Below are 19854 nucleotides of genomic sequence, written 5' to 3'. Positions count from 1 at the left end.
TCTTTTAGCTTGGATTTACCCAATACAAGCGCTCGCGATATCTGGCATAATATCTTTGGGCTAAATATGCCGCTTGTACGGCAATTAGCGGCACAAGGATACCGCCTATACTTAACACTAGCCAGGTCGGGTCATCCAATTTATCTAGTATCGAAAACAATGCCTTATGCCCTAACATAATTGGCAAGGTGTGCTGGCCAATTGTGGTTAAAACGGCGTGTAGTGGCGTAAATTGTAGCCAATAAGCTAAACATAAAATAGCCGTCGCAAAGATAAGTGGCACAACCAGGGCAAACCAGGTATTCGTAATATGGTGGGATTTCATATAAAGCAGCTGATTGATAATATCATATTTTTGCAAAATCACTAACGTACTAGCTGCAAATAACGTCAGTACCAATAACCACCTAGCAGCGATGCCCTGTTTGATAAATTGAAATCCGAATTGGCCCACCCACATATAAAAACAAGCCATCAAAGCAACATCTGCATTCCAGGGCATGGGAAAGCCCAACGCTGCTTCCGCATTGGGATATGAGGTCCCCAACAAAAACAGGCTAATTACCACACTGAATTGGCTAAAACGACTGGGTAGATACAAAATCAATTGAAGCAATGCCAAAGCAATTAAATAAACTGTCAAAAACCAAAACACACTGGTATCCCCATTTAATTCTGTCCCGCCATATAATAGGCGGCCAAAATAAGCCAATGTATAAACGACATTTGGCTTCTCCACCAAGAAATTGAGACTAATAATCAATAAACCTGACCCAAAATATATTTTTAGCAATGGCCAGATCCGGTGTTTGATAAACATTTTTAAATTCAATAAATCGCTAGTTAGTGGTTTTACAAAAAAACCACCAACAATAAAAAACAAGGGCATATGCCACCAATAAATCGTCTGATAAAAAGTATCTTTAACTGGATAAGAGTGCCCAATAACCACTGCAATAATACCTAAAGCTTTGGCAATATCGACCCACGGTATCCGCTTTGCCGACTGGCGCGTCTGAGTTTTCGTTTGAATGATGTTCATAATAAAGTACCCCTTATTAATTTTCTAAGGACCATCTATCAAAACATTATAACCAGAATCTTTGAAGAAAATATTATGATTTATAATAGTTTCTATGAATGCTGGTTAAACGCACTTCAAGGCAGTTACAAAAGTCAATCATTAAATAACAGGGTTTATTATAAACTAGCAAATACGTCTAATATTGCATCAAGGTGAACATATCATAGTTTTTGATCTTGTCGCGACCATGTAGATCTTTTAATTCAATTAAAAAGGCGGTGCCCACCACAATGCCACCCAATTTTTCAACCAATTTAATGGTGGCGGCGATGGTGCCGCCAGTGGCCATCAAATCATCCACCACTAACACACGCTGCCCAGGCTTCACAGCGTCTTTGTGCATGTATAAAGCAGCTTGGCCATATTCTAGGTCATAACTTACTGAAATCGTTTCTCGGGGCAATTTACCCTTCTTGCGGGCAGGTGCAAATCCTACGCCCAATTTATAAGCTACCGGACACCCCACAATAAAGCCTCGGGCTTCAGGCCCACAGATCATTTCTACACCCTTATTGGCAGCATAAGTTGCTATATCATTGGTTGCCGCACTGTAAGCAGCGCCATTTTCCATCAAAGGGGAGATATCTCTAAAGATCACGCCCTTTTCCGGGAAGTCAGGTACATCTGCGATAAAATCTCGATAATTAATTGTCATGATAGCTTCATCCTTTATTTAGCAGCCTGATTCAATTGTTTTAAAATCAACTGCTGTAATTTCTCATTTGTATTTTCAGCAATCGTCTGTGCCACACTCAGGCGTTGGACCATCGCTTGATAAGTTGGCGCTGTCTCCAGCGCTTTTTTTGTATGAATATCCAAAACGTTGATTAAACCATCATTTATTTTAACAAATCCCAACTGGGAAAACACTTTTAAAATAAATTGCAATTGAACCGAATCCATTTGTAAATAAGCTGCTATTTGCGCGCTTGCCCCAACCTGCAAATCTCGGTGAGTTTCAATGTACTGCAACACTTTAGCAAATAATGACCGATCGGGTAATTTAAACGCAGGTTTTTGCGGCGCAAAGAACGTAAAAATCAGCTCTTGGGCCTGCTGTTGATCTAAGAAGAATTTCAGTTGTTCAATATTGTTTGGTTGATCCACCACGATAATCTTCGAGGCTGAAACAACGCCTTCCTCTGAGAATAAACTTAACGTTACCGGTTTATTTTCAACTAAGGGGGCGACCTTTTCCAAATATGCTTGTCTAAAAAATACATATAACCCCGGCGTACTAAATAATTGGGTCGTCAGTCGTTTTTGCTTCACAACGCGAATATTTGGGGCCGTTACGCCTTGCTGATCTTCAGGCGCTTGAATTAAGTTAAAGTCGGTCAACATCAATTGCAGCGTCGTTTGATGATTAAACTCATTCAAATTCAATGTCCCAATGACTGCCAGTTCACCGGTATAATGTTGAAGCAGCTCAAATGAAGACCCAAAGCCAAATGCCAGCGTTGTGATATCTTTGGTATCGGTTTTTAAATCTAATTTCAAATGTTGCTGTGTTTTACCAATTTGACGCAAACTGGCAATTGTTAAAGCCTTGATTTCAAATAAAGGTTGCGCATTGTCCGTTCCAAAGGGCGCTAATTGCTGTAATTCATCGTAAAAGTCACGATTACATTGGGTTAAATCTAACGTCAAGTCAACAGTTTTGGTGGGTTTGCGGGCGATTTCGAAATTGGTTTTGACAGCATAAACCTCCATCCCCTGATGAACCGCATCAATATTGGCCGCGGGCAAGGTCAATCCTACAGCCATATGATGTCCCCCAAAACTTGTCAATTCAGCCCGCTGTCCCGTTAAGCTGTTGAACAAATGAAAATCCGCCACACTGCGGCCAGAACCCTTTGCCAGCTGAGTTTTTGGATCAATATTTAAAATTAACGTGGGTTTGCCTGTTTTTTCAACCACATGACTAGCCACAATCCCTAAGACGCCTTCATGCCAGTTTTGCCCTGTGATAATCAACGTTTTGGCCCCTTGATTTGCTGGCTCATTGGCTTGTTCCAAGGCCTGTTGGCTAATATCTTGCACTAATTTTTGTCGCTGACTATTAATAGTTTGTATTTTTGTAGCCATCTCGTTGGCAAAATCAGCATCTAACGTACTCAATAACGCAACGCCGGGATTAGCATCACCCATGCGCCCTAAGGCATTTAACCTAGGCCCGATACCAAAGCCGATCGTGGTTTCTGTAATGGTCGCTGGATTGATTTTAGCAACTTGGTACAATGCCTTTAAGCCAAGTCGCGTGGTGTGTTGTAGTGCTTTTAAGCCATAAGTAACAATAATCCGGTTTTCAGCTGTTAAAGACACCAAGTCAGCGACGGTCCCTAAGGCGGCCAAATCCAATAGATCAGTAGGTACCTCTTCTAAAAGGGCACTGGCCACTTTAAAAGCCACCCCTGCCCCAGATAAATCCTTAAACGGATAGTCACTGCCCGGATAGCGGGGGTGAACAACGGCCACAGCCTCCGGGAGCGTCTCTGGGAGCGCATGGTGATCAGTAACGATCACATCAACACCTTGACTTTGGGCATAGTCAATCACCGCTTTGCCAGCAATCCCATTATCCACCGTGATAATTAAATTGACGCCACTAGCAATCAAGCGTTTATAAACATTCAAATTAGGCCCATAGCCATCCTCAAAACGATTGGGGATATAATATTGCGCCGAACCGCCTAACATCTCAATGGCCGCTTTCATAATTGCGGTACTGGTTAAGCCGTCCACATCATAATCGCCATAAATCATAATTTTTTCATCAGCCATAATAGCGGCTTCAATACGATCAATCGCCGCTTGCATATCATGAAGGGCCAACGGATCATTTAAATCCGCTAAATCAGGATTTAAAAAACGCTTAATTTCATCTGTAGTTGTCAAGCCCCGTTGAATTAACAATGCCGCTGTTGATGGCGCTAAATGAAATTGCGACCCCAGTGTTTGAATTTCCTGCTGTGTCGGCATTTCTTTAAATTGCCAAGTATATTTTGAATCCAAGAATGAAACCTCCAAACCGAGTCTTACAAACAAGCTATTATAGCAGAAAAATAGCCTTGGGTGAACCAAGGTCCCAGGGCAATCTTTTAAATTAACTTTAATTAACTTTAATTATCTTAATTTTGACCCAACGGCTTTGTTATTGAAAAACGGCTAAATTACGCTTAGTCGCCCCTTGCGTTTTGACTAAATCACCTTGGACACACCAGCGATTTGTCCCCCCATCTGCACAAGTAATCAATGTTAATAACTGCGTATTTGGTTTATCAGCTATTAACCACACAGAAGTCGGGTCCACGATCTGCTTGTAGGTGACTTTGTAAGTATAAACCTTCGTCAGATCAGTTATATACATTAATTGACCGATCTGTGTCCGCGCTAAGGGTGAAAATAATGCCCCCTTATCAGTCATATAATGACCAGCCAGGGCATAATTTCCCTGTCCCATTGCTTGATCAGGCTTCATCGTTCCCCCACCAGTACTTAAACTGTCATCACTGAGGCCTTTGACAATTGGTAATTTAAGTCCGACAGCCGGAATAGCCAATTTTCCTAAGGGCGCAGCATCATTATGGGTCGCAGCTTGCACCACTTGAGTAGCACTGATACTTTCTACTTTTGAAAAATCAAATTGTCCCTTTTGATGGTGACTTTGAGCAATCTGATTTTTAGTCATTCGAACAATTTTAGTTTGCCCATTATGGGCTACTAAATAATTCTTAATAGGTTCATTAAAGATGAGTGCCAGACCGACCAATACTAATAATACCAAGCTAAACCAGCCCAGAATTTTCCTTAACCGCTTCACAATAAATCCCTCCAAGTTAGTTATCGCCGCTTCTAAATACAGCCAGCTTAGATATTAGACTTTTTTTGCAATTTAAGTCAAAATAAGAAGAGCAAATCTTGATTATAAATTAAAGGCGTGAAAAAGAATGTATGCTTATCATAAGCAAGTTTTAAAACTAACCAATCTTGAACAAGTTTTACAAATAGCCCCGCACTACTCTGATTTTTTTGCATTTGAAACGCCTGAACACCAAATTCGCTTTGGCCTAGGAACAATCAGTAGCCTGACACCTCACAGCCCCCAAACTGCCTTTACAGATGTTAAACAGTGGCAAATTGCCCAAAAGACTCAAATTCCGGCAGCTATTCAAAATCAAGCGCAAATATTTGGCGCTTATCCTTTTGAGAACCAGCCCTCAGATCAACAAAATATTTGGGGCAACTTGGCGCAAGGCTATTTCTTCTTACCTCAATATACACTAATTCAGCAATCTCCGGCTAACTTTGAACTGCTAGTGCTGGCCCAACAACCCCAGCAGCTTTCCCAAGCCGTTGCCGACTTTTTAAATTTAATAACACTAGCTACCAAAATACTGCCAGATACCCCTGTTCTTGAAACTAAGCAGCCATTAGCCCTTGATCACTGGCAACAACAGGTTGGTGTCACCGTCAACCTATTACAACACCAAAGTTCATTAAAAAAAGTGGTGTTGGCTCGAGCCCTACAGACAACCAGTTCAAGTCCAATTAGCCCAGAGAAAAGCTGGCTGAATGCTAGATTAATGAATCCAGAAACATACCACGTTTTATTACGGCATCAAAAGCTAGCCTTCCTCAGTGCCACCCCGGAACGTTTGATTCAATTTAATCAGGCTAACTTTCAAACTGCAGCCATTGCCGGTACCATTGCCCGGGGCAAGACGCCGACAGAAGATTTAGAATTTGGCAACCAATTGCTGGCCGATACCAAAAACCGCCAAGAACAGGCTTTTGTTACTAAAACAATTCTAGCTATTTTACATCAGCACCAAGCTAAAGTGCACTATGCAAACACACCCATTTTATTAAAAAATAAAAATGTCCAACATCTATTTACCCCAATCATGGGGCAATTACCAACGCCAGCTGGTATTTTCGACCTTATTGCGGCGCTCCACCCCACGCCAGCGCTAGGGGGCGTCCCTAAAAACGAAGCATTAGCCCAGATTCGGCATATTGAACCTTTGAAGCGAGGATTATTTGGTGCCCCAATTGGCTATCTGACCTTTAATCATGTGGGTGAATTCGTCGTGGGCATCCGTAGTGCACTGCTCAAAACTAACCAAGCTACCTTATTTGCAGGGGCCGGTATTGTAGCCGACTCTTTGCCAACAAAGGAAGTCAAAGAAACCGCGTTGAAGTTCCAACCGATGTTAAATACCCTTTATGAAAGGACCACTGTCTTCAATGTCTAATCCAACCCAAATTTTGACGAACTACGTCAACTTAATTATTACCAGTTTACAGCAGCAAAATATTCGCCAAGTCGTCATTGCCCCAGGTTCCAGATCAACACCCGTCGCATTATTATTGGCACAAGCAGCCCAGGCAGGTCATTTTGAACTTTATGTCGATGTTGATGAACGTTCTGCCGCTTTTTTTGCCTTGGGTATCGCTAAAAAAAGCCAACGCCCCACTTTGTTGCTTTGCACTTCTGGCACGGCAGCGGCTAATTTTTTCCCGGCTATTTGTGAGGCTAAACTCAGTCATATTCCCCTAGTGGTATTGACCACCGACCGGCCCCCTGAATTAACGAATATTGGCGCACCCCAGGCCATTGATCAAAATAGGCTTTACGGCGATCAGGTCAAGGATTTCTTACAATTGCCCACCCCAGATCAAGGCCCGGATGTCCAGGCCTATGTGGCTTTTGCCGTGCAACGCATTATTGCCTCAAGCCAAGCCGCACCGGCTGGGCCGGTGCATATCAACCTACCACTACGTAAACCCTTAATGCCTGATTTAACCGGTCAATCTAACCAAACGCCACAAAAAATCGCTTTTCCTAAAACCCAAACTCAGCTTCCCCCAGCAACCATGGCCACGATTCAAGCAAAACTGAGCCAGGGTAAATTACTGATTGTCGCTGGTCCCAGCACTGATTCGCAGCAACAACAAGCCCTATTAGCCTTTGCCAATGAATATCAAGTGCCAATCTTAGCGGATCCCCTGAGTCAATTACGCCAGGATGCCAATGATTTGGTTATCACCAGTAGTGATTTGACCCTTAAGACCTGTCAAGCCTTACCGGCCAGCTTACAACCTGATCTCATTTTACGGACTGGGACAACCATGGTCTCGGCTGCCTTAGGCCAGTGGTTGGCCACAAGATCTTGTCCTATTTATTTTTTAGATACCAATCATCACTTGGATGACTATACGAAAGCCACCACAACACAATTACCGGTAAGTGAAAATTGGTTCTTTGAAAATTGCCAGTTGCAACCAACAGCAACTCAACAACCGTTCAGCTCAGCCTGGCGGCAATTACAGCGGCACTATCAACGCTGGTTAGCCCAGAATTTAACAACCTTAGACGAAGCAGCAGTGCCCTATTTAATGAGTCAGCAGTTGACAGCAAGTCAGATTTTCATCAGTAACTCCATGCCTATTCGAGATTTTGATAATTTTTTTGCACCACACCAGGGTAACTTCACGCTACTGTGTAACCGTGGCGCCAATGGTATTGATGGGGTCATCTCCACCGCATTGGGGGCTGGTTTACATGAACAGCGACCAAACTTCTTAGTCACGGGTGATTTAGCCTTTTTCCATGACATGAATGGTTTAATGCTCACCACCCGTTATCCGTTGAACTTGACTATCATCTTAATTAATAATAATGGCGGCGGTATTTTTTCATTCCTGCCCCAGGCCAAAGCCACCGCATATTTCGAATCATTATTTGGGACCCCTCAAAATTTAGATGTGGCTGCAATCAGTCAACTCTATCACGCTAATTATCAAATCATTACCAGTAAATCGGCCTTTGAAGCCGCTTTAGCTCACCACGAACCAGGTTTAACTATTCTAGAAATAAAAACAAATCGGCCACAAAATGCCAAACGGCATCAACAGTTGACCCAGTCCTGGCAGCAAGAAATGGAGCGATTATATGCAACTACAATTGACGAAAAGTAGCTATCATCTCACAATTGTTGGCACTGGTGAACCAACTTGGCTGTTGCTGCACGGTTTTATGGGGAGTGGCCTTGATTTTTTTAATTTAGTCCAACACTTACCCGGTCGTTTTATTTTACCGGATTTACTCGGTCATGGTACCACCAACGCTGACCAAGATTACCCCTATACCATGGCCCACCAAGTTCAAGACTTAAACGCCATTTTAACGCAAATCATCGGTGAAGCCCCCGTTAACCTCTGGGGTTATTCAATGGGTGGTCGGGTCGCCATTGCTTTTGCGGCCACCTACCCCCAAAAAGTTGCCCACCTTTACTTGGAAAGTACGCGGCCGGGTATGCTTACCAAAGACGCTCGTCACCAGCGGCAAAATCATGACGCCAACTTAGCAGCACAATTATTGTCAGGTTCTTTGGCTGAATTTGTCGACCATTGGGAAGCCTTACCCTTATTTGCCAGTCAAACCCATTTAAACTCGGCTTTAAAAACCCAAGTCCGCAAGCAACGTCTAGTCCAAGATAAAAATCAACTCGCCAAAAGTCTGACGCAAATGGGCACTGGTTCACAACCCAACTACTGGCCAAATTTGTTGCGCTTTAATTTCCAAACAACCGTCATCACGGGACAATTAGATCTTAAATTTACCCAAATTGGCCAAGCCATGTTAAATGACTTGCCACAAGGCCAAGGCATCACAGTCCCAAATGTTGGTCATAATGTTCATTTAGAAGCACCAGAAACCGTTCAGCAAATTTTAAAACTTGAGGGATAACTATGCATTTAACTGCCATTCAATTATTACCAGTCACTTTAGCCTTGAATGCCCCTTTTACGACCAATCATGACACCATGCAAAAACGACATTTGACCCTAGTCGCTTTAACCAACGAGCTAGGCCACAGGGCCATTGGAGAGCTAGAGGCTTTAGACACCCCATTGTATAATCCAGAAACACAATTTGAAGCGCGGGCGTTTATTCAATCGTATTTGGGTCCCAAAATGAAAGATCAAAATTTTACCACACCAGGTGATTTCAACCGCCTATTCCAAGATGTTGCTGGCCACCAAATGGCTAAGGCAGCCTTAGAAATGCCACTATGGGCCTTATTTGCCCAAGGGGCCCAATTACCCTTAGCAACTTACTTAAGCCGTGCAGCTAGCTGTCAGGTGCATCTAAACATCCCCGTAGGTATTAGCTTAGGACTAAACGGTGTTCATACCCTAACCCAACAGATTCAGGCGGCCCAGGTTGCCGGTTATCGTCGTATCAAATTAAAAGTCGCCGGTTTGGCTGATCTCTTAAAAATAAAGCAACTTCGCGGCGCTTTCCCTAACATGGCCTTCATGTTAGATGGCAATGCGGCCTTTAAGTTGGCAGATATGTCTAAGTTGCAAAGCCTGGATCACTTAAATCTTACGATGTTAGAACAGCCCTTAAGCAATACTGATTTTGTGGCCCATGGCGTATTACAAGCTAATTTAAAAACGCCACTTTGCTTAGATGAAAATATTCATACCCTAGACGATGTGCAAACAGCTATCAAATGCCGTAGTGCCCACATTATTAATGTGAAACCAGCTCGGGTCGGGGGCTTTCAAGTGGCCTTAGACATCATGAAACTCTGTCATCAACATGGTCTGGGTATCTGGATTGGCGGGATGGTCGAAAGTGACTTGGGCCGGCTGTATAGCCAGACGTTGGCCCGCTTAAGTCTTTGCACTTATCCCGGTGACGTGGGGCCAGCATCCCAATTTTTCAAACAGACTTTAATTTTAAATCCACCGGTTTTAAAAGCTGGTCGCTTACAATTTATCAACGATGACACCCCTGGTTTACCGATACACTTAGCCCCTGCTTTACAGGATCAGTTAAACGCTCAACCCAATTTATTGCGTTGAAATAATCTATCATGCCCCCAGGTGATTATCAGTAATAAGGGCACATATAAGATGATATGGTAGCGGCCCTGCACTTCAAAAATCAGACTACTTAGCATAAAGCCATCCCACAAAAGCAAGCCATAAAAAAGCCGATTTAAATCTGGTATGTGGAAACTACGCTGGCGATAAATCAGCCATGGGCTCAGCAATAAAACTAAGCCGGCTAGCACCAGCAATATCACGAAGAAAATCGTCGAATACACGCTCAAAAACGCACTCAAGCGTGTGTAATAAGTTGTGCGATCCCTGTTGCGCTTTAAATTATATAAAATCCAGTTAGAGCCATAATCCTCTCGCATCAAATTGATAGTTTTGACCCTTAAAAAGGGTACCCACCCCCGCGTTTGATTTAAGGTCTGGATATTATGCTTAGAGATTTTTTGCATGTCTGTGGTTACTTTGTCAAAACGTTTGGTCAAGGGTAAGCTCTTTTGATTTAAATCTTGATCAACCTGTTGGCGAATCCCACCAGCATACATGCCCCCAGTCTTCACATTGGTCCCAATCGCCAGAGAATATTGATTCAGCACGGTCGTTGGGGCAAAAGGTACCCCATATAAGACTCGGTAAATCGGCGTGCTGGCTAAGTTAAGCAACACAAAAATAACGGCATAGGCTAAGGGGTTGAACCAGATTCGCCGAGGAAATTCTTTTTGGCGTGATTTCAAGCGAAAAATACTAAAAAAGACAATGACTACGATCCAGACTAAGGCAATTGGCCGAACCATATTGGCTAAAAACAGCAACAATAAAGAAAAGCCAAAATAAAAGTAGTGTTCAATCATTAACCGCTGTCCTTTAGCATACATGGCGCGGTGGTAACAGATTAGCGCACCTAATAAAAAAGTTAAAAATATGGGTTCCGCCCCGTTTAACAACGTATAAAGCCAGTAGGCCGGGATCGCATAGAAAATCAATGCGGCAAAAATTGCCGCGCGTTTGCTGACAAAGTGTTGACATAAACTAAACAGCAAAATTGCATTGACGCCACTTAATAAAATGCTAGCACACTGAGCCACCAAATAATTCGGCCTAAAAAATGAATAAAATACACTATAAAACCAAGAAATATTGATGACATGAGGCCAAATAATATTTGTATTTAAATAGCCCTGAGTCCACATTTTAGACCAAGTCATGCCTAAGACGTTGTAAGACGCTAGTACATGATAATTCCAAAAATCCGATGTGGGTGCAATTGGAAAACGTAGCACAAAAATAAATTTTAAAAGAACTAAAGCTAAGATTGATATAAAAATAATTAAGCGGTTTTTCTTTGTCAAAAATTTAGCAAAAAACCAACTGGCTAATATAATAGTAGTACTCAAGATCACGGCTACTAACAGGCGAGTCGTGCTAATATGGGCTTTAAACCCGGGTGTCTGGAGAGTGGCTAATAAGTCCCAAACTAACAGGGCCATTGCAACTAAACCGGCGATACTGAGACCGACTTTTTTAATATTCTGTATAATTGTCATCTTTACCTATATTCCCCTTACGCGTGGTGTTAGTTAAAAGTAATCACACAAAAGTAACCTGAATCGGCTACACTTTAGTTACTCCTGATCAAAGAAGTGAGACCGATGTCAGACCAAATTGAATGTAACCAAAATTTAGAAAATTTTCAATTTTCATTAAGTCAATTAGTCACTAATTTACGACTAATTATCAACGTTTGATCCAAGAATTTGAACCTAAACCTAAGACAACTTCCCAATGCTGCCATGCCAAAACATCTGTAATCGCCAAGCCAAAGTGTTTAAGTTCTTGAAAAACCTTGGTTTCAACGCCCAGCAAGGCCGCTATTCATGATATTAAAATAGTGCCGCCCTAATCAATCAATTTATCTGTTCACATAGTTTGGCAGACGTTGACTACTTAAGCCAGAAACTAAAAACTGACATGATGAACGAAGTGTATGTTTCTAGACACTATTGCAATGTTTGTTTATGGATACATGATTTAAAATTAACTAGCACATGCGTATTCCCTTTATTTAAAAATAGTGTTATCATTTCATTTGGTGATAGTTTTCCTTATAATTATATAACAAATACTAATCTAGAGATACTTTATTTTCAATTAAACGATTTCTAACAGTAGGTGAATATATTGTCGGTTCTTTTCATAGTTGCACTCGTGGTTTCATTTTTGTTTTATCTGGTTTATTTATTGAGTTTCACCCTATCTGCCAGTGTTAAATTACCGCCGATCCCAACGCCACCAGCACATCCCCAACAATTTAAGCTTTATCTGGTCATTCCAATGCTTAATGAAGAACATGTCATTGTCTCCACAATTGAAGCTTTGCTGGCACAAATCCAGCGACTGCCAGCCAGAATTGACGCCACTGTGGTAGTCGTTAACGATGATTCCAGTGATAACAGTTTAATTTTGGTCTCTGAGTTAATGGCCCACTTATCGTTAAATCAGCTTGTGGTTTTAGACCGGCCCAGCGAGCAGGCACATCAAGGCAAAGGCGCCGTTTTAAACTTTGCAACCCAAAAAATTTCAAACTTTAACCATACGACTTCACCGCGTCATACAATTTTAGCCATCATCGATGCCGATTCCCGGATCGATGCAGCCAATTTGACCAAAGCCGTAGATTTTTTTGCGGATCATCCCCAAATTGACATGTTTCAGAGTGGCGTTGCCATTTATAATACCGATAACTGGCTCACTAGGATGCAGAACTTTGAATTTTTAGGCATGAACAGTGCCCAACAACAAGTCCGTGAACGCTACAGCCAGGGTATTGCCTCGGGAAATGGTCAGTTTGTAACGTTAGCCCTAGCTTTAGCTAATCCTTGGGGCCATAGTCTGTTGGAAGACTTAGAATTCACGCTAAGGGCTTGGCTGAAGGGATTTCACACGGCGTTTAATAACGATGTCGTTATCCATCAAAGTGGCATTGAACATTTAGCCCCCTTGATCAAACAACGGACGCGCTGGTGTCAAGGCAGTCTACAATGTTGGCGCTATTTACCAAAACTGTGGCGAAGCTCGCAAATTAAATTATTTCAAAAATTAGATACCACTACCTGGCTGGTTTTACCAGTTGTGGCTACTTTCTTGCCACTCACCAATCTGATCGCCCTGGTAGTTCAACTATTTGCTGCTTTCACCGCCCCGCAAAATTGGATCAGTCCGGCGCTGTTTACAATCGTGGTATTGAATTTGATCATTTGCTTATTCATGGCGCTACAATTCAATCGTAATTCAGCGGCTTCAAATCCCCGTAAATTTATCCATGCCTTTTGGTTGAGTATCTTGTTTCAACTTTATTTAATCCCGTTAGTTGTCGTGCCCTATAAAGCAACCCTGCGGCAAATTTTGAGATTGACAAACTGGGAAAAAACCACTCATGCTGCTCATCCTGATTCATAATCACGGCTAATTCAAAAGAGACATCATCATCACGCTGGTCATGACAACAAACTATGACTTAGGCGCTTATTGATGATGTTTTTTTGTATCCTATGCCAGCGCACTATTTGCCCAGTGACTAAATAGTGCTTTTTATCACAATCATTTTTCTTTATTTTAATTTAATTATTCCTAAGCACAATTCCCCACCCTTTGAATCCGCTGATCATCATCGCCAAAAATAAAAATGGCTGATTGTCATTGAACGTTCAAATGTTCAATGACAATCAGCCATTAATTTTTATTGACTTTATTTATCCCCATAACCATCTGGATGCGTGTTCAACCAGGTCCAAGCTGTGGCGATAATTTTTTCAACGTCATCATACTGGGGTTGCCAGCCCAGTATTTTGCGGGCCTTGGTGGAATCGGCGATCAATGTACTGGGATCCCCAGCCCGTCTTGGGGCCATTTCCGCCGGAATAGCTTGACCCGTGGCTTTGCGGGCAGCTTCTAAAATTTCTTTGTTAGAAAAGCCCGTGGAAGACCCTAAGTTAAAGGCATCAGAAGCGCCCCCGTCCAACAGGCGTTGAATAGCTAAAATATGGGCATCGGCTAGATCCACCACGTGGACATAATCCCGCACGTTGGTGCCGTCTTTGGTGGGATAATCGTCGCCAAAGATCTTGAGTTTATCCCGTTTGCCCTGGGCCACTTGTAAAATGATGGGGATCAAGTGGGTCTCAGGATGATGATCTTCGCCGATACTACCGTCGGCCTTAGCCCCGGCCACGTTAAAGTAACGCAGGGCAATGAACTTGATGCCATAGGCTGCATCGGCCCACTTCATGATTTTCTCCATGGCTAACTTGCTTTCCCCATAGGGATTAGTAGGCACTTGGGGATCCGTTTCTTTGATGGGGATCTGTTTAGGTTCCCCATAAGTGGCCGCAGTGGAAGAAAAGACGATCCGCTGAATATTGTGAGCATGCATGGCTTCTAGCAAAGTGATCATACCACCCGTGTTGTTGTCAAAGTATTTCAAGGGGTCACTCATGGATTCAGGGACGATGGAGAAGGCGGCAAAGTGGATGACCCCGTCAACTTTTTCAGCGTTAAAAACCTGTTCCAAGAAATTACGGTCTCGCACATCGCCTTGGTAAAACCGGGCCTTGGGATTAACAGCCAGGCGATGGCCAGTGATCAAATTATCGATGACCGCCACATCATAACCCTTTTCAATTAAACGATCCACCGTATGTGAGCCGATATAACCAGCTCCACCAAGTACTAAAATACTCATGAATTAACCTCCACTAATTTTTATGACTTTCTGTTTCATCTGTCCGTAAAATAGACATGAAGGCTTCTTGGGGAATTTCCACCGACCCAACAGACTTCATGCGTTTTTTACCAGCTTTTTGTTTCTCTAATAATTTGCGTTTACGGGAAATATCACCGCCATAACATTTAGCCAACACATTTTTCCGATACGCTTTGATATTAGACCGGGCAATCACCTTGTTGCCAATTGCTGCTTGAATCGGGATTTCAAATTGTTGTCTAGGGATTGTGGTCTTTAGCGCCGCCACAATTTCCTTGCCTCTTTCAAAGGCAAAATCTTTATGGACAATGGTACTCAGGGCATCAACAGCTTCGCCATTGATCAAAATATCCATTTTAACTAAATCGCTGGCCCGATAGCCCTCGATCTCATAATCCAAAGAAGCATATCCTTTGGTGTTTGATTTTAGATCATCAAAGAAATCATAAATAATTTCCGACAGGGGCATATCATAGACTACATTGACCCGATATTTGTCCAAATAATCCATGGTCACAAATTCACCACGTTTTTTTTGAGACAACTCCATGACCGGGCCCACATAATCATTAGGGACCATAATTGAAGCTTTAACATAGGGTTCTTGAATTTCAGAAATACTCGATGCTTCCGGCATCTCAGCAGGATTATCAATCACTGATTCGGTGCCATCTGTTAGCACAAGATGATAATCAACTGAGGGGGCCGTCATGATCAAATCTAAATTAAATTCACGTTCTAGGCGTTCTTGGACCACATCCATGTGTAACAATCCTAAAAAGCCACAACGAAAACCAAAACCCAGTGCCTTAGAGGTTTCTGGCTCAAACTCCAAAGCGGCATCATTTAATTGCAGTTTCTCCAAAGCCTCACGCAGGTCGTTAAACTTGGCATTATCCACGGGATACATCCCGGAATAAACCATCGGTGTGATTTTGCGATAGCCGGGTAAGGCTTTTTCTGCCGGGCGATCCGCTAAAGTTAACGTGTCCCCCACCCGGGTTTCTTTAACACTCTTAATACTAGCCGTTAAATAACCTACGTCACCAGCGGATAACTGCTGGGTGGGAATGGCTTTAGGGGACATCACCCCGACTTCAGTCACTTCAAAACGTTTTTGGTTATTCATGAGCTCGATAGTATCGCCAACCTTCACGAAACCATCCATGACCCGAATACTTAACACAACCCCACGATAATTATCATAAACTGAGTCAAAAATCAAAGCCTTAAAAGGTGCATCTACATCCCCTTGGGGTGCAGGTATTTGGGCCACGATCCGCTCCAATAGTTCAGGAATCCCAATGCCCACTTTACCACTAGCTAAAATAGCATCGCTAGCGTCAATGCCAATCATTTCTTCAATTTCTTCTTTCACCCGATCCGGCTCAGCAGAAGGTAAATCAATTTTGTTGATCACCGGAATAATTTCCAAATCATTATCCACTGCTAAATAGGCATTCGCTAGCGTTTGTGCTTCAACACCTTGTGCCGCATCAACAACTAAAATTGCCCCTTCACAGGCCGCTAGACTTCTAGAGACTTCATAAGAAAAATCCACATGTCCCGGGGTATCGATTAAATGAAACACATAGGTCTTGCCATCTTTAGCATGATAGTGCAGCTGAACCGCGTTCAATTTAATCGTGATACCGCGTTCACGCTCTAAATCCATATCATCTAATATTTGATTTTGCATTTCTCGTTTAGACACCGTATCGGTCAATTCCAAGATACGATCGGCAATTGTTGATTTACCATGATCGATATGAGCGACGATTGAAAAATTTCGAATGTCTTTTTGGTGCTCAATCATTTCATTGCGATCCATTTTTTGGTTCCCTACTTTCTCGACTTATCTATCAATTATACCAAGCCCAATCATTGAAAACAATTGCATACAAAAGGAGGCATCTACAAAACTGAAGTTTTGAGATGCCTCCTTTAATGCCATTAAAAGTTTGAATACCGTTGTTAGAAAATCAGCGGTCGCCTTTTAATGAATCTTTAATTTTATTAAACAGGCCACCTTCTTGAGGTTTGACTGTTTCACCAGAAGCCTTCATAAAGGCTGCTAATGCTTCTTTTTGACTACTATTTAAACTCTTTGGTGTCACAATATGAACCCGTACATGTTGGTCGCCAGTATTGCCACCATTTAAACTAGGTGCACCTTTGCCCCGCAGTCTAAATGAGGTATCTGTTTGCGTTCCCGCTGGAATTTTTAACTTAACGGGGCCATAAACGGTATCCACATTGATCTCATCACCTAAAGCAGCTTGAACAAAGGAAATTGGCATATCGGAATAAATTTCTGTACCTTCCCGATTGAAATCTTTACTGCTCTTTACCCGAAAGACAACATACAAATCACCATAAGGGCCGCCATTAGTACCGGCTTCACCTTGGCCTTGCAGACGCATTTGTTGGCCATCATCAACACCTGCAGGCACGTTAACTTTGACACTGTGGCGTTGAGCTGTGTGCCCAGTACCATGACAAGTTGGGCATTTTTCTTTAATTTCTTTACCAGTCCCACCACAAACATCACAGACTTCACGGGTCCGCATAACCCCAAGGGGTGTCCGCCGATCAGCTTCAATATAACCAGTCCCGTGACACTTATGACAAGTCACTGGGCTGGTTCCTGGGGCTGCACCAGAACCATTACAAGTTTCACAAGTTGCTTCCCGATTATAGGAAATGGTTGTTGTTTTACCAAAAATGGCTTCTTTAAAGTCTAAGTCCATGCGATATTGTAAATCATTGCCTTGGCGAGGTGCATTGGGCTGTTGCCGTTGCGCTGAACCGCCACCAAAGAATGAACTGAAAATATCATCAAAGCCGCCAAAATCACCAAAGCCAGCCCCACCAGCACCGGCACCAGCGCCAGCACCATTAAAACCGTCCATGCCAGCATGGCCGTATTGGTCATAAGCCGCCCGTTTTTGTGGATCACTTAACGCTTCATAAGCTTCATTGACTTCTTTAAATTTAGCCTCTGCATCAGGTGCTTTATTTAAATCTGGATGGTATTTCTTGGATAATTTTCGAAATGCTTTTTTGATTTCATCATCACTAGCATCGCGAGACACACCGAGGACTTCATAGTAGTCTCTTTTTTCTGCCATGATCTGCCTCCTTAACGAATCATTGTAAACCTGAATTACTATACCATAAACCGTCAAAAATCAAAACCATTTGACTACAAAATATGGTCCAAAAGCAGATTATCTGCTGATGGACCATAAGCATCAAGCAAGGTTAATTAATGATTATTTGTCATCTTTAACTTCTTCGAAATCACCATCAACAGTCTTACCATCGTCACCCTTTTTACCTTGGTCACCAGTCCCTTGGTCGGTTGCACCTTGGGCAGCGCCATTAGCGCCTTGGGCACCTTGGGCTTCTTGAGCTTGTTGGTATAATTTAACCGTCAAGTTTTGAACAACTTCGTTTAAGGCATCCCGTTTAGCCTTCATATCTTCAAGATTGTTGGCTTCTTTAGCCTTTTCAAGTTCAGCTTTAGCATCTTCAGCCTTTTTAATTTCGTCATCAGAAACTTTGCCTTTGACGTCTTTTAAGGTCTTATCGGTCGTGAAGAGTAATTGATCCACGTCATTCTTCAAATCAACTTCTTCTTTACGCTTAGAGTCAGCAGCTTCGTTTTCCTTAGCTTCTTTCATCATGCGATCGATTTCATCATCTGACAAGCCTGAAGAACTCTTGATCGTAATCTTCTGCTCTTTTTTAGTGCCTAAATCTTTGGCAGAAACATTGACGATCCCATTTTTATCGATATCAAATTTAACTTCAATTTGTGGCACACCTCTTGGGGCAGCCGGAATATCTGTTAATTGGAAACGACCTAATGTTTTATCATCTGCAGCCATTGGCCGTTCACCTTGTAACACGTGAATATCAACAGCAGGTTGATTATCAGCAGCCGTTGAGAATACTTGTGACTTGCTGGTAGGAATAGTTGTATTGCGATCGATCAGTTTTGTAAAGACGCCACCCATGGTTTCAATCCCTAAGGATAATGGTGTGACATCCAACAGAACAACATCTTTAACATCACCAGTGATGACCCCACCTTGAATGGCAGCACCCAAGGCAACGGCTTCATCAGGGTTGATGGAATGATCTGGTTCTTTACCAGTCCATTTCTTAACAGCTTCTTGAACGGCAGGTGTCCGCGTAGAACCACCATTTAAGATAACTTTATCAATATCACTATTGGTCAACTTGGCGTCTTTTAAGGCATTGTCAACAGGGCCCTTTGTCCGTTCAACTAAATCAGCTGTTAATTGATCAAATTGGGCTCGGGTCAAAGTTGCTTCCAAGTGTAATGGCCCATTATCGCCAGCAGAAATAAATGGCAAACTGATTTGTGTACTTGTGACACCAGACAAATCTTTCTTAGCTTTTTCAGCAGCATCTTTTAGCCGTTGTAACGCCATTTTATCTTTTGACAAATCAATGTTGTTTTCTTTCTTAAAGTTATCAACTAACCAGTCGATAATCTTTTGGTCGAAGTCATCCCCACCTAAGTGTGTATCCCCATTTGTAGAGAGTACTTGGAAGACACCGTCGCCTAATTCAAGAATAGAGACATCAAACGTCCCACCACCTAAATCATAAACCAATACTTTTTCATCAGCATCACCCTTATCCAGGCCGTAAGCTAATGCAGAAGCAGTTGGTTCATTAATGATCCGTTCAACTTTTAAACCGGCAATTTTACCGGCATCTTTAGTAGCTTGCCGTTGGGAATCGTTGAAGTAAGCAGGTACTGTAATAACTGCCTGGGTAACTTCTTCGCCCAAATAATCTTCAGAGAATTTCTTGATGTACTGCAAGATCATAGCTGAAACTTCTTGGGGTGTGTATTCCTTATCGCCAACTTTAACTTTATAGCCAGCTTCACCCATATGCCGTTTAATTGATGAAATTGTATCCGGATTAGTGATAGCTTGACGCTTAGCTACTTCACCAACTTGAATTTCGCCATCTTTAAATGCTACAACAGATGGTGTGGTTCTAGCCCCTTCAGGGTTTGTGATGATTTTAGGTTCGCCGCCTTCAAGCACTGCGACTGCAGAGTTAGTTGTACCTAAGTCGATACCAATAACTTTTCCCATAATTTAAA

The 19854-nt window shown here is 42.4% G+C and carries 15 protein-coding genes; 5 read left to right on the top strand and 10 right to left on the bottom strand.

The genetic code is table 11. From position 1 onward, the window contains the following. Positions 1 to 4 precede the first annotated feature (4 nt). The 4 genes from FC83_RS00280 to FC83_RS00265 form a co-directional block, all read right to left on the bottom strand. A complete protein-coding gene (locus tag FC83_RS00280; RefSeq protein WP_057002241.1) occupies positions 5 to 1042 on the bottom strand; it encodes an acyltransferase family protein in 1038 nt (345 codons plus the stop codon). A gap of 178 nt (positions 1043 to 1220) precedes the next feature. Continuing rightward, a complete protein-coding gene (locus FC83_RS00275; protein WP_035455287.1) occupies positions 1221 to 1739 on the bottom strand; it encodes an adenine phosphoribosyltransferase in 519 nt (172 codons plus the stop codon). 14 nt (positions 1740 to 1753) lie between these two features. Then, positions 1754 to 4099 carry a single-stranded-DNA-specific exonuclease RecJ gene (gene recJ, locus FC83_RS00270; protein WP_035455288.1) on the bottom strand — a complete coding sequence of 782 codons (2346 nt, stop codon included), beginning with the start codon at positions 4097 to 4099 and terminating at the stop codon, positions 1754 to 1756. Positions 4100 to 4238: 139 nt separating this feature from the next. Beyond that, positions 4239 to 4907, bottom strand: coding sequence for a class A sortase (locus tag FC83_RS00265; RefSeq protein WP_236700797.1), 669 nt, complete (start codon positions 4905 to 4907; stop codon positions 4239 to 4241). Positions 4908 to 5034: 127 nt separating this feature from the next. Here FC83_RS00265 and FC83_RS00260 point away from each other — a divergent pair, with 127 nt between their 5' ends. The 4 genes from FC83_RS00260 to menC are packed head-to-tail and all read left to right on the top strand — an operon-like array spanning position 5035 to position 9967. Further along, positions 5035 to 6342 (top strand): isochorismate synthase, encoded by a 1308-nt coding sequence (locus FC83_RS00260; protein WP_057002240.1) that lies wholly within the window; start codon positions 5035 to 5037, stop codon positions 6340 to 6342. Next, positions 6335 to 8068, top strand: coding sequence for a 2-succinyl-5-enolpyruvyl-6-hydroxy-3-cyclohexene-1-carboxylic-acid synthase (menD, locus tag FC83_RS00255; RefSeq protein ID WP_057002239.1), 1734 nt, complete (start codon positions 6335 to 6337; stop codon positions 8066 to 8068). Before FC83_RS00260 ends, menD begins: the two co-directional genes overlap by 8 nt. Then, positions 8043 to 8840 carry a 2-succinyl-6-hydroxy-2,4-cyclohexadiene-1-carboxylate synthase gene (gene menH / locus FC83_RS00250; protein ID WP_035455291.1) on the top strand — a complete coding sequence of 266 codons (798 nt, stop codon included), beginning with the start codon at positions 8043 to 8045 and terminating at the stop codon, positions 8838 to 8840. Before menD ends, menH begins: the two co-directional genes overlap by 26 nt. Positions 8841 to 8842: 2 nt before the next feature. Then, positions 8843 to 9967 (top strand): o-succinylbenzoate synthase, encoded by a 1125-nt coding sequence (menC, locus tag FC83_RS00245; RefSeq protein WP_035455292.1) that lies wholly within the window; start codon positions 8843 to 8845, stop codon positions 9965 to 9967. On the opposite strand, the gene FC83_RS00240 is transcribed toward menC, so the two are convergent. Then, the gene (locus FC83_RS00240; RefSeq protein ID WP_035455293.1) at positions 9946 to 11487 is read right to left on the bottom strand and encodes a hypothetical protein; all 1542 of its coding nucleotides are present in this window, start codon (positions 11485 to 11487) and stop codon (positions 9946 to 9948) included. The two genes, menC and FC83_RS00240, sit on opposite strands and share 22 nt — an antisense overlap. Positions 11488 to 11677: 190 nt before the next feature. Then, positions 11678 to 11806, bottom strand: coding sequence for a hypothetical protein (locus FC83_RS17530; RefSeq protein WP_268744887.1), 129 nt, complete (start codon positions 11804 to 11806; stop codon positions 11678 to 11680). 354 nt (positions 11807 to 12160) lie between these two features. Here FC83_RS17530 and FC83_RS00235 point away from each other — a divergent pair, with 354 nt between their 5' ends. After that, the gene (locus FC83_RS00235) at positions 12161 to 13399 is read left to right on the top strand and encodes a glycosyltransferase family 2 protein (RefSeq protein ID WP_057002238.1); all 1239 of its coding nucleotides are present in this window, start codon (positions 12161 to 12163) and stop codon (positions 13397 to 13399) included. 289 nt (positions 13400 to 13688) lie between these two features. Here the strand turns inward: FC83_RS00235 and galE are convergent, their stop codons facing one another. The 4 genes from galE to dnaK form a co-directional block, all read right to left on the bottom strand. Continuing rightward, positions 13689 to 14681, bottom strand: a complete 993-nt coding sequence (gene galE / locus FC83_RS00230; protein WP_035455295.1) for a UDP-glucose 4-epimerase GalE — start codon at positions 14679 to 14681, stop codon at positions 13689 to 13691. 13 nt (positions 14682 to 14694) lie between these two features. Continuing rightward, positions 14695 to 16533 (bottom strand): translation elongation factor 4, encoded by a 1839-nt coding sequence (lepA, locus tag FC83_RS00225; protein ID WP_057002237.1) that lies wholly within the window; start codon positions 16531 to 16533, stop codon positions 14695 to 14697. Between the two features lie 151 nt (positions 16534 to 16684). Further along, positions 16685 to 17833, bottom strand: coding sequence for a molecular chaperone DnaJ (gene dnaJ / locus FC83_RS00220; RefSeq protein ID WP_035455296.1), 1149 nt, complete (start codon positions 17831 to 17833; stop codon positions 16685 to 16687). 144 nt (positions 17834 to 17977) lie between these two features. Further along, on the bottom strand, positions 17978 to 19846 hold the full coding sequence (dnaK, locus tag FC83_RS00215; RefSeq protein ID WP_057002236.1) for a molecular chaperone DnaK: 1869 nt from the start codon (positions 19844 to 19846) through the stop codon (positions 17978 to 17980). Positions 19847 to 19854: the final 8 nt, after the last annotated feature.

This window comes from Agrilactobacillus composti DSM 18527 = JCM 14202 (assembly GCF_001436375.1).
Classification (GTDB): Bacteria; Bacillota; Bacilli; order Lactobacillales; family Lactobacillaceae; genus Agrilactobacillus; species Agrilactobacillus composti.
The sequence above is the reverse complement of the archived record's forward strand: the minus strand, read 5'-3'. Positions and strand labels throughout refer to the sequence as shown.

Coding starts and splice junctions, on each gene's coding strand:
- galE (WP_035455295.1), bottom strand. CDS start 14,681: ATGAGTATTTTAGTACTTGGTGGAGCTGGTTATATCGGCTCACATACG.
- menH (WP_035455291.1), top strand. CDS start 8,043: ATGCAACTACAATTGACGAAAAGTAGCTATCATCTCACAATTGTTGGC.
- lepA (WP_057002237.1), bottom strand. CDS start 16,533: ATGGATCGCAATGAAATGATTGAGCACCAAAAAGACATTCGAAATTTT.
- FC83_RS00275 (WP_035455287.1), bottom strand. CDS start 1,739: ATGACAATTAATTATCGAGATTTTATCGCAGATGTACCTGACTTCCCG.
- dnaJ (WP_035455296.1), bottom strand. CDS start 17,833: ATGGCAGAAAAAAGAGACTACTATGAAGTCCTCGGTGTGTCTCGCGAT.
- FC83_RS00280 (WP_057002241.1), bottom strand. CDS start 1,042: ATGAACATCATTCAAACGAAAACTCAGACGCGCCAGTCGGCAAAGCGG.
- FC83_RS00260 (WP_057002240.1), top strand. CDS start 5,035: ATGTATGCTTATCATAAGCAAGTTTTAAAACTAACCAATCTTGAACAA.
- FC83_RS00240 (WP_035455293.1), bottom strand. CDS start 11,487: ATGACAATTATACAGAATATTAAAAAAGTCGGTCTCAGTATCGCCGGT.
- menC (WP_035455292.1), top strand. CDS start 8,843: ATGCATTTAACTGCCATTCAATTATTACCAGTCACTTTAGCCTTGAAT.
- dnaK (WP_057002236.1), bottom strand. CDS start 19,846: ATGGGAAAAGTTATTGGTATCGACTTAGGTACAACTAACTCTGCAGTC.
- menD (WP_057002239.1), top strand. CDS start 6,335: ATGTCTAATCCAACCCAAATTTTGACGAACTACGTCAACTTAATTATT.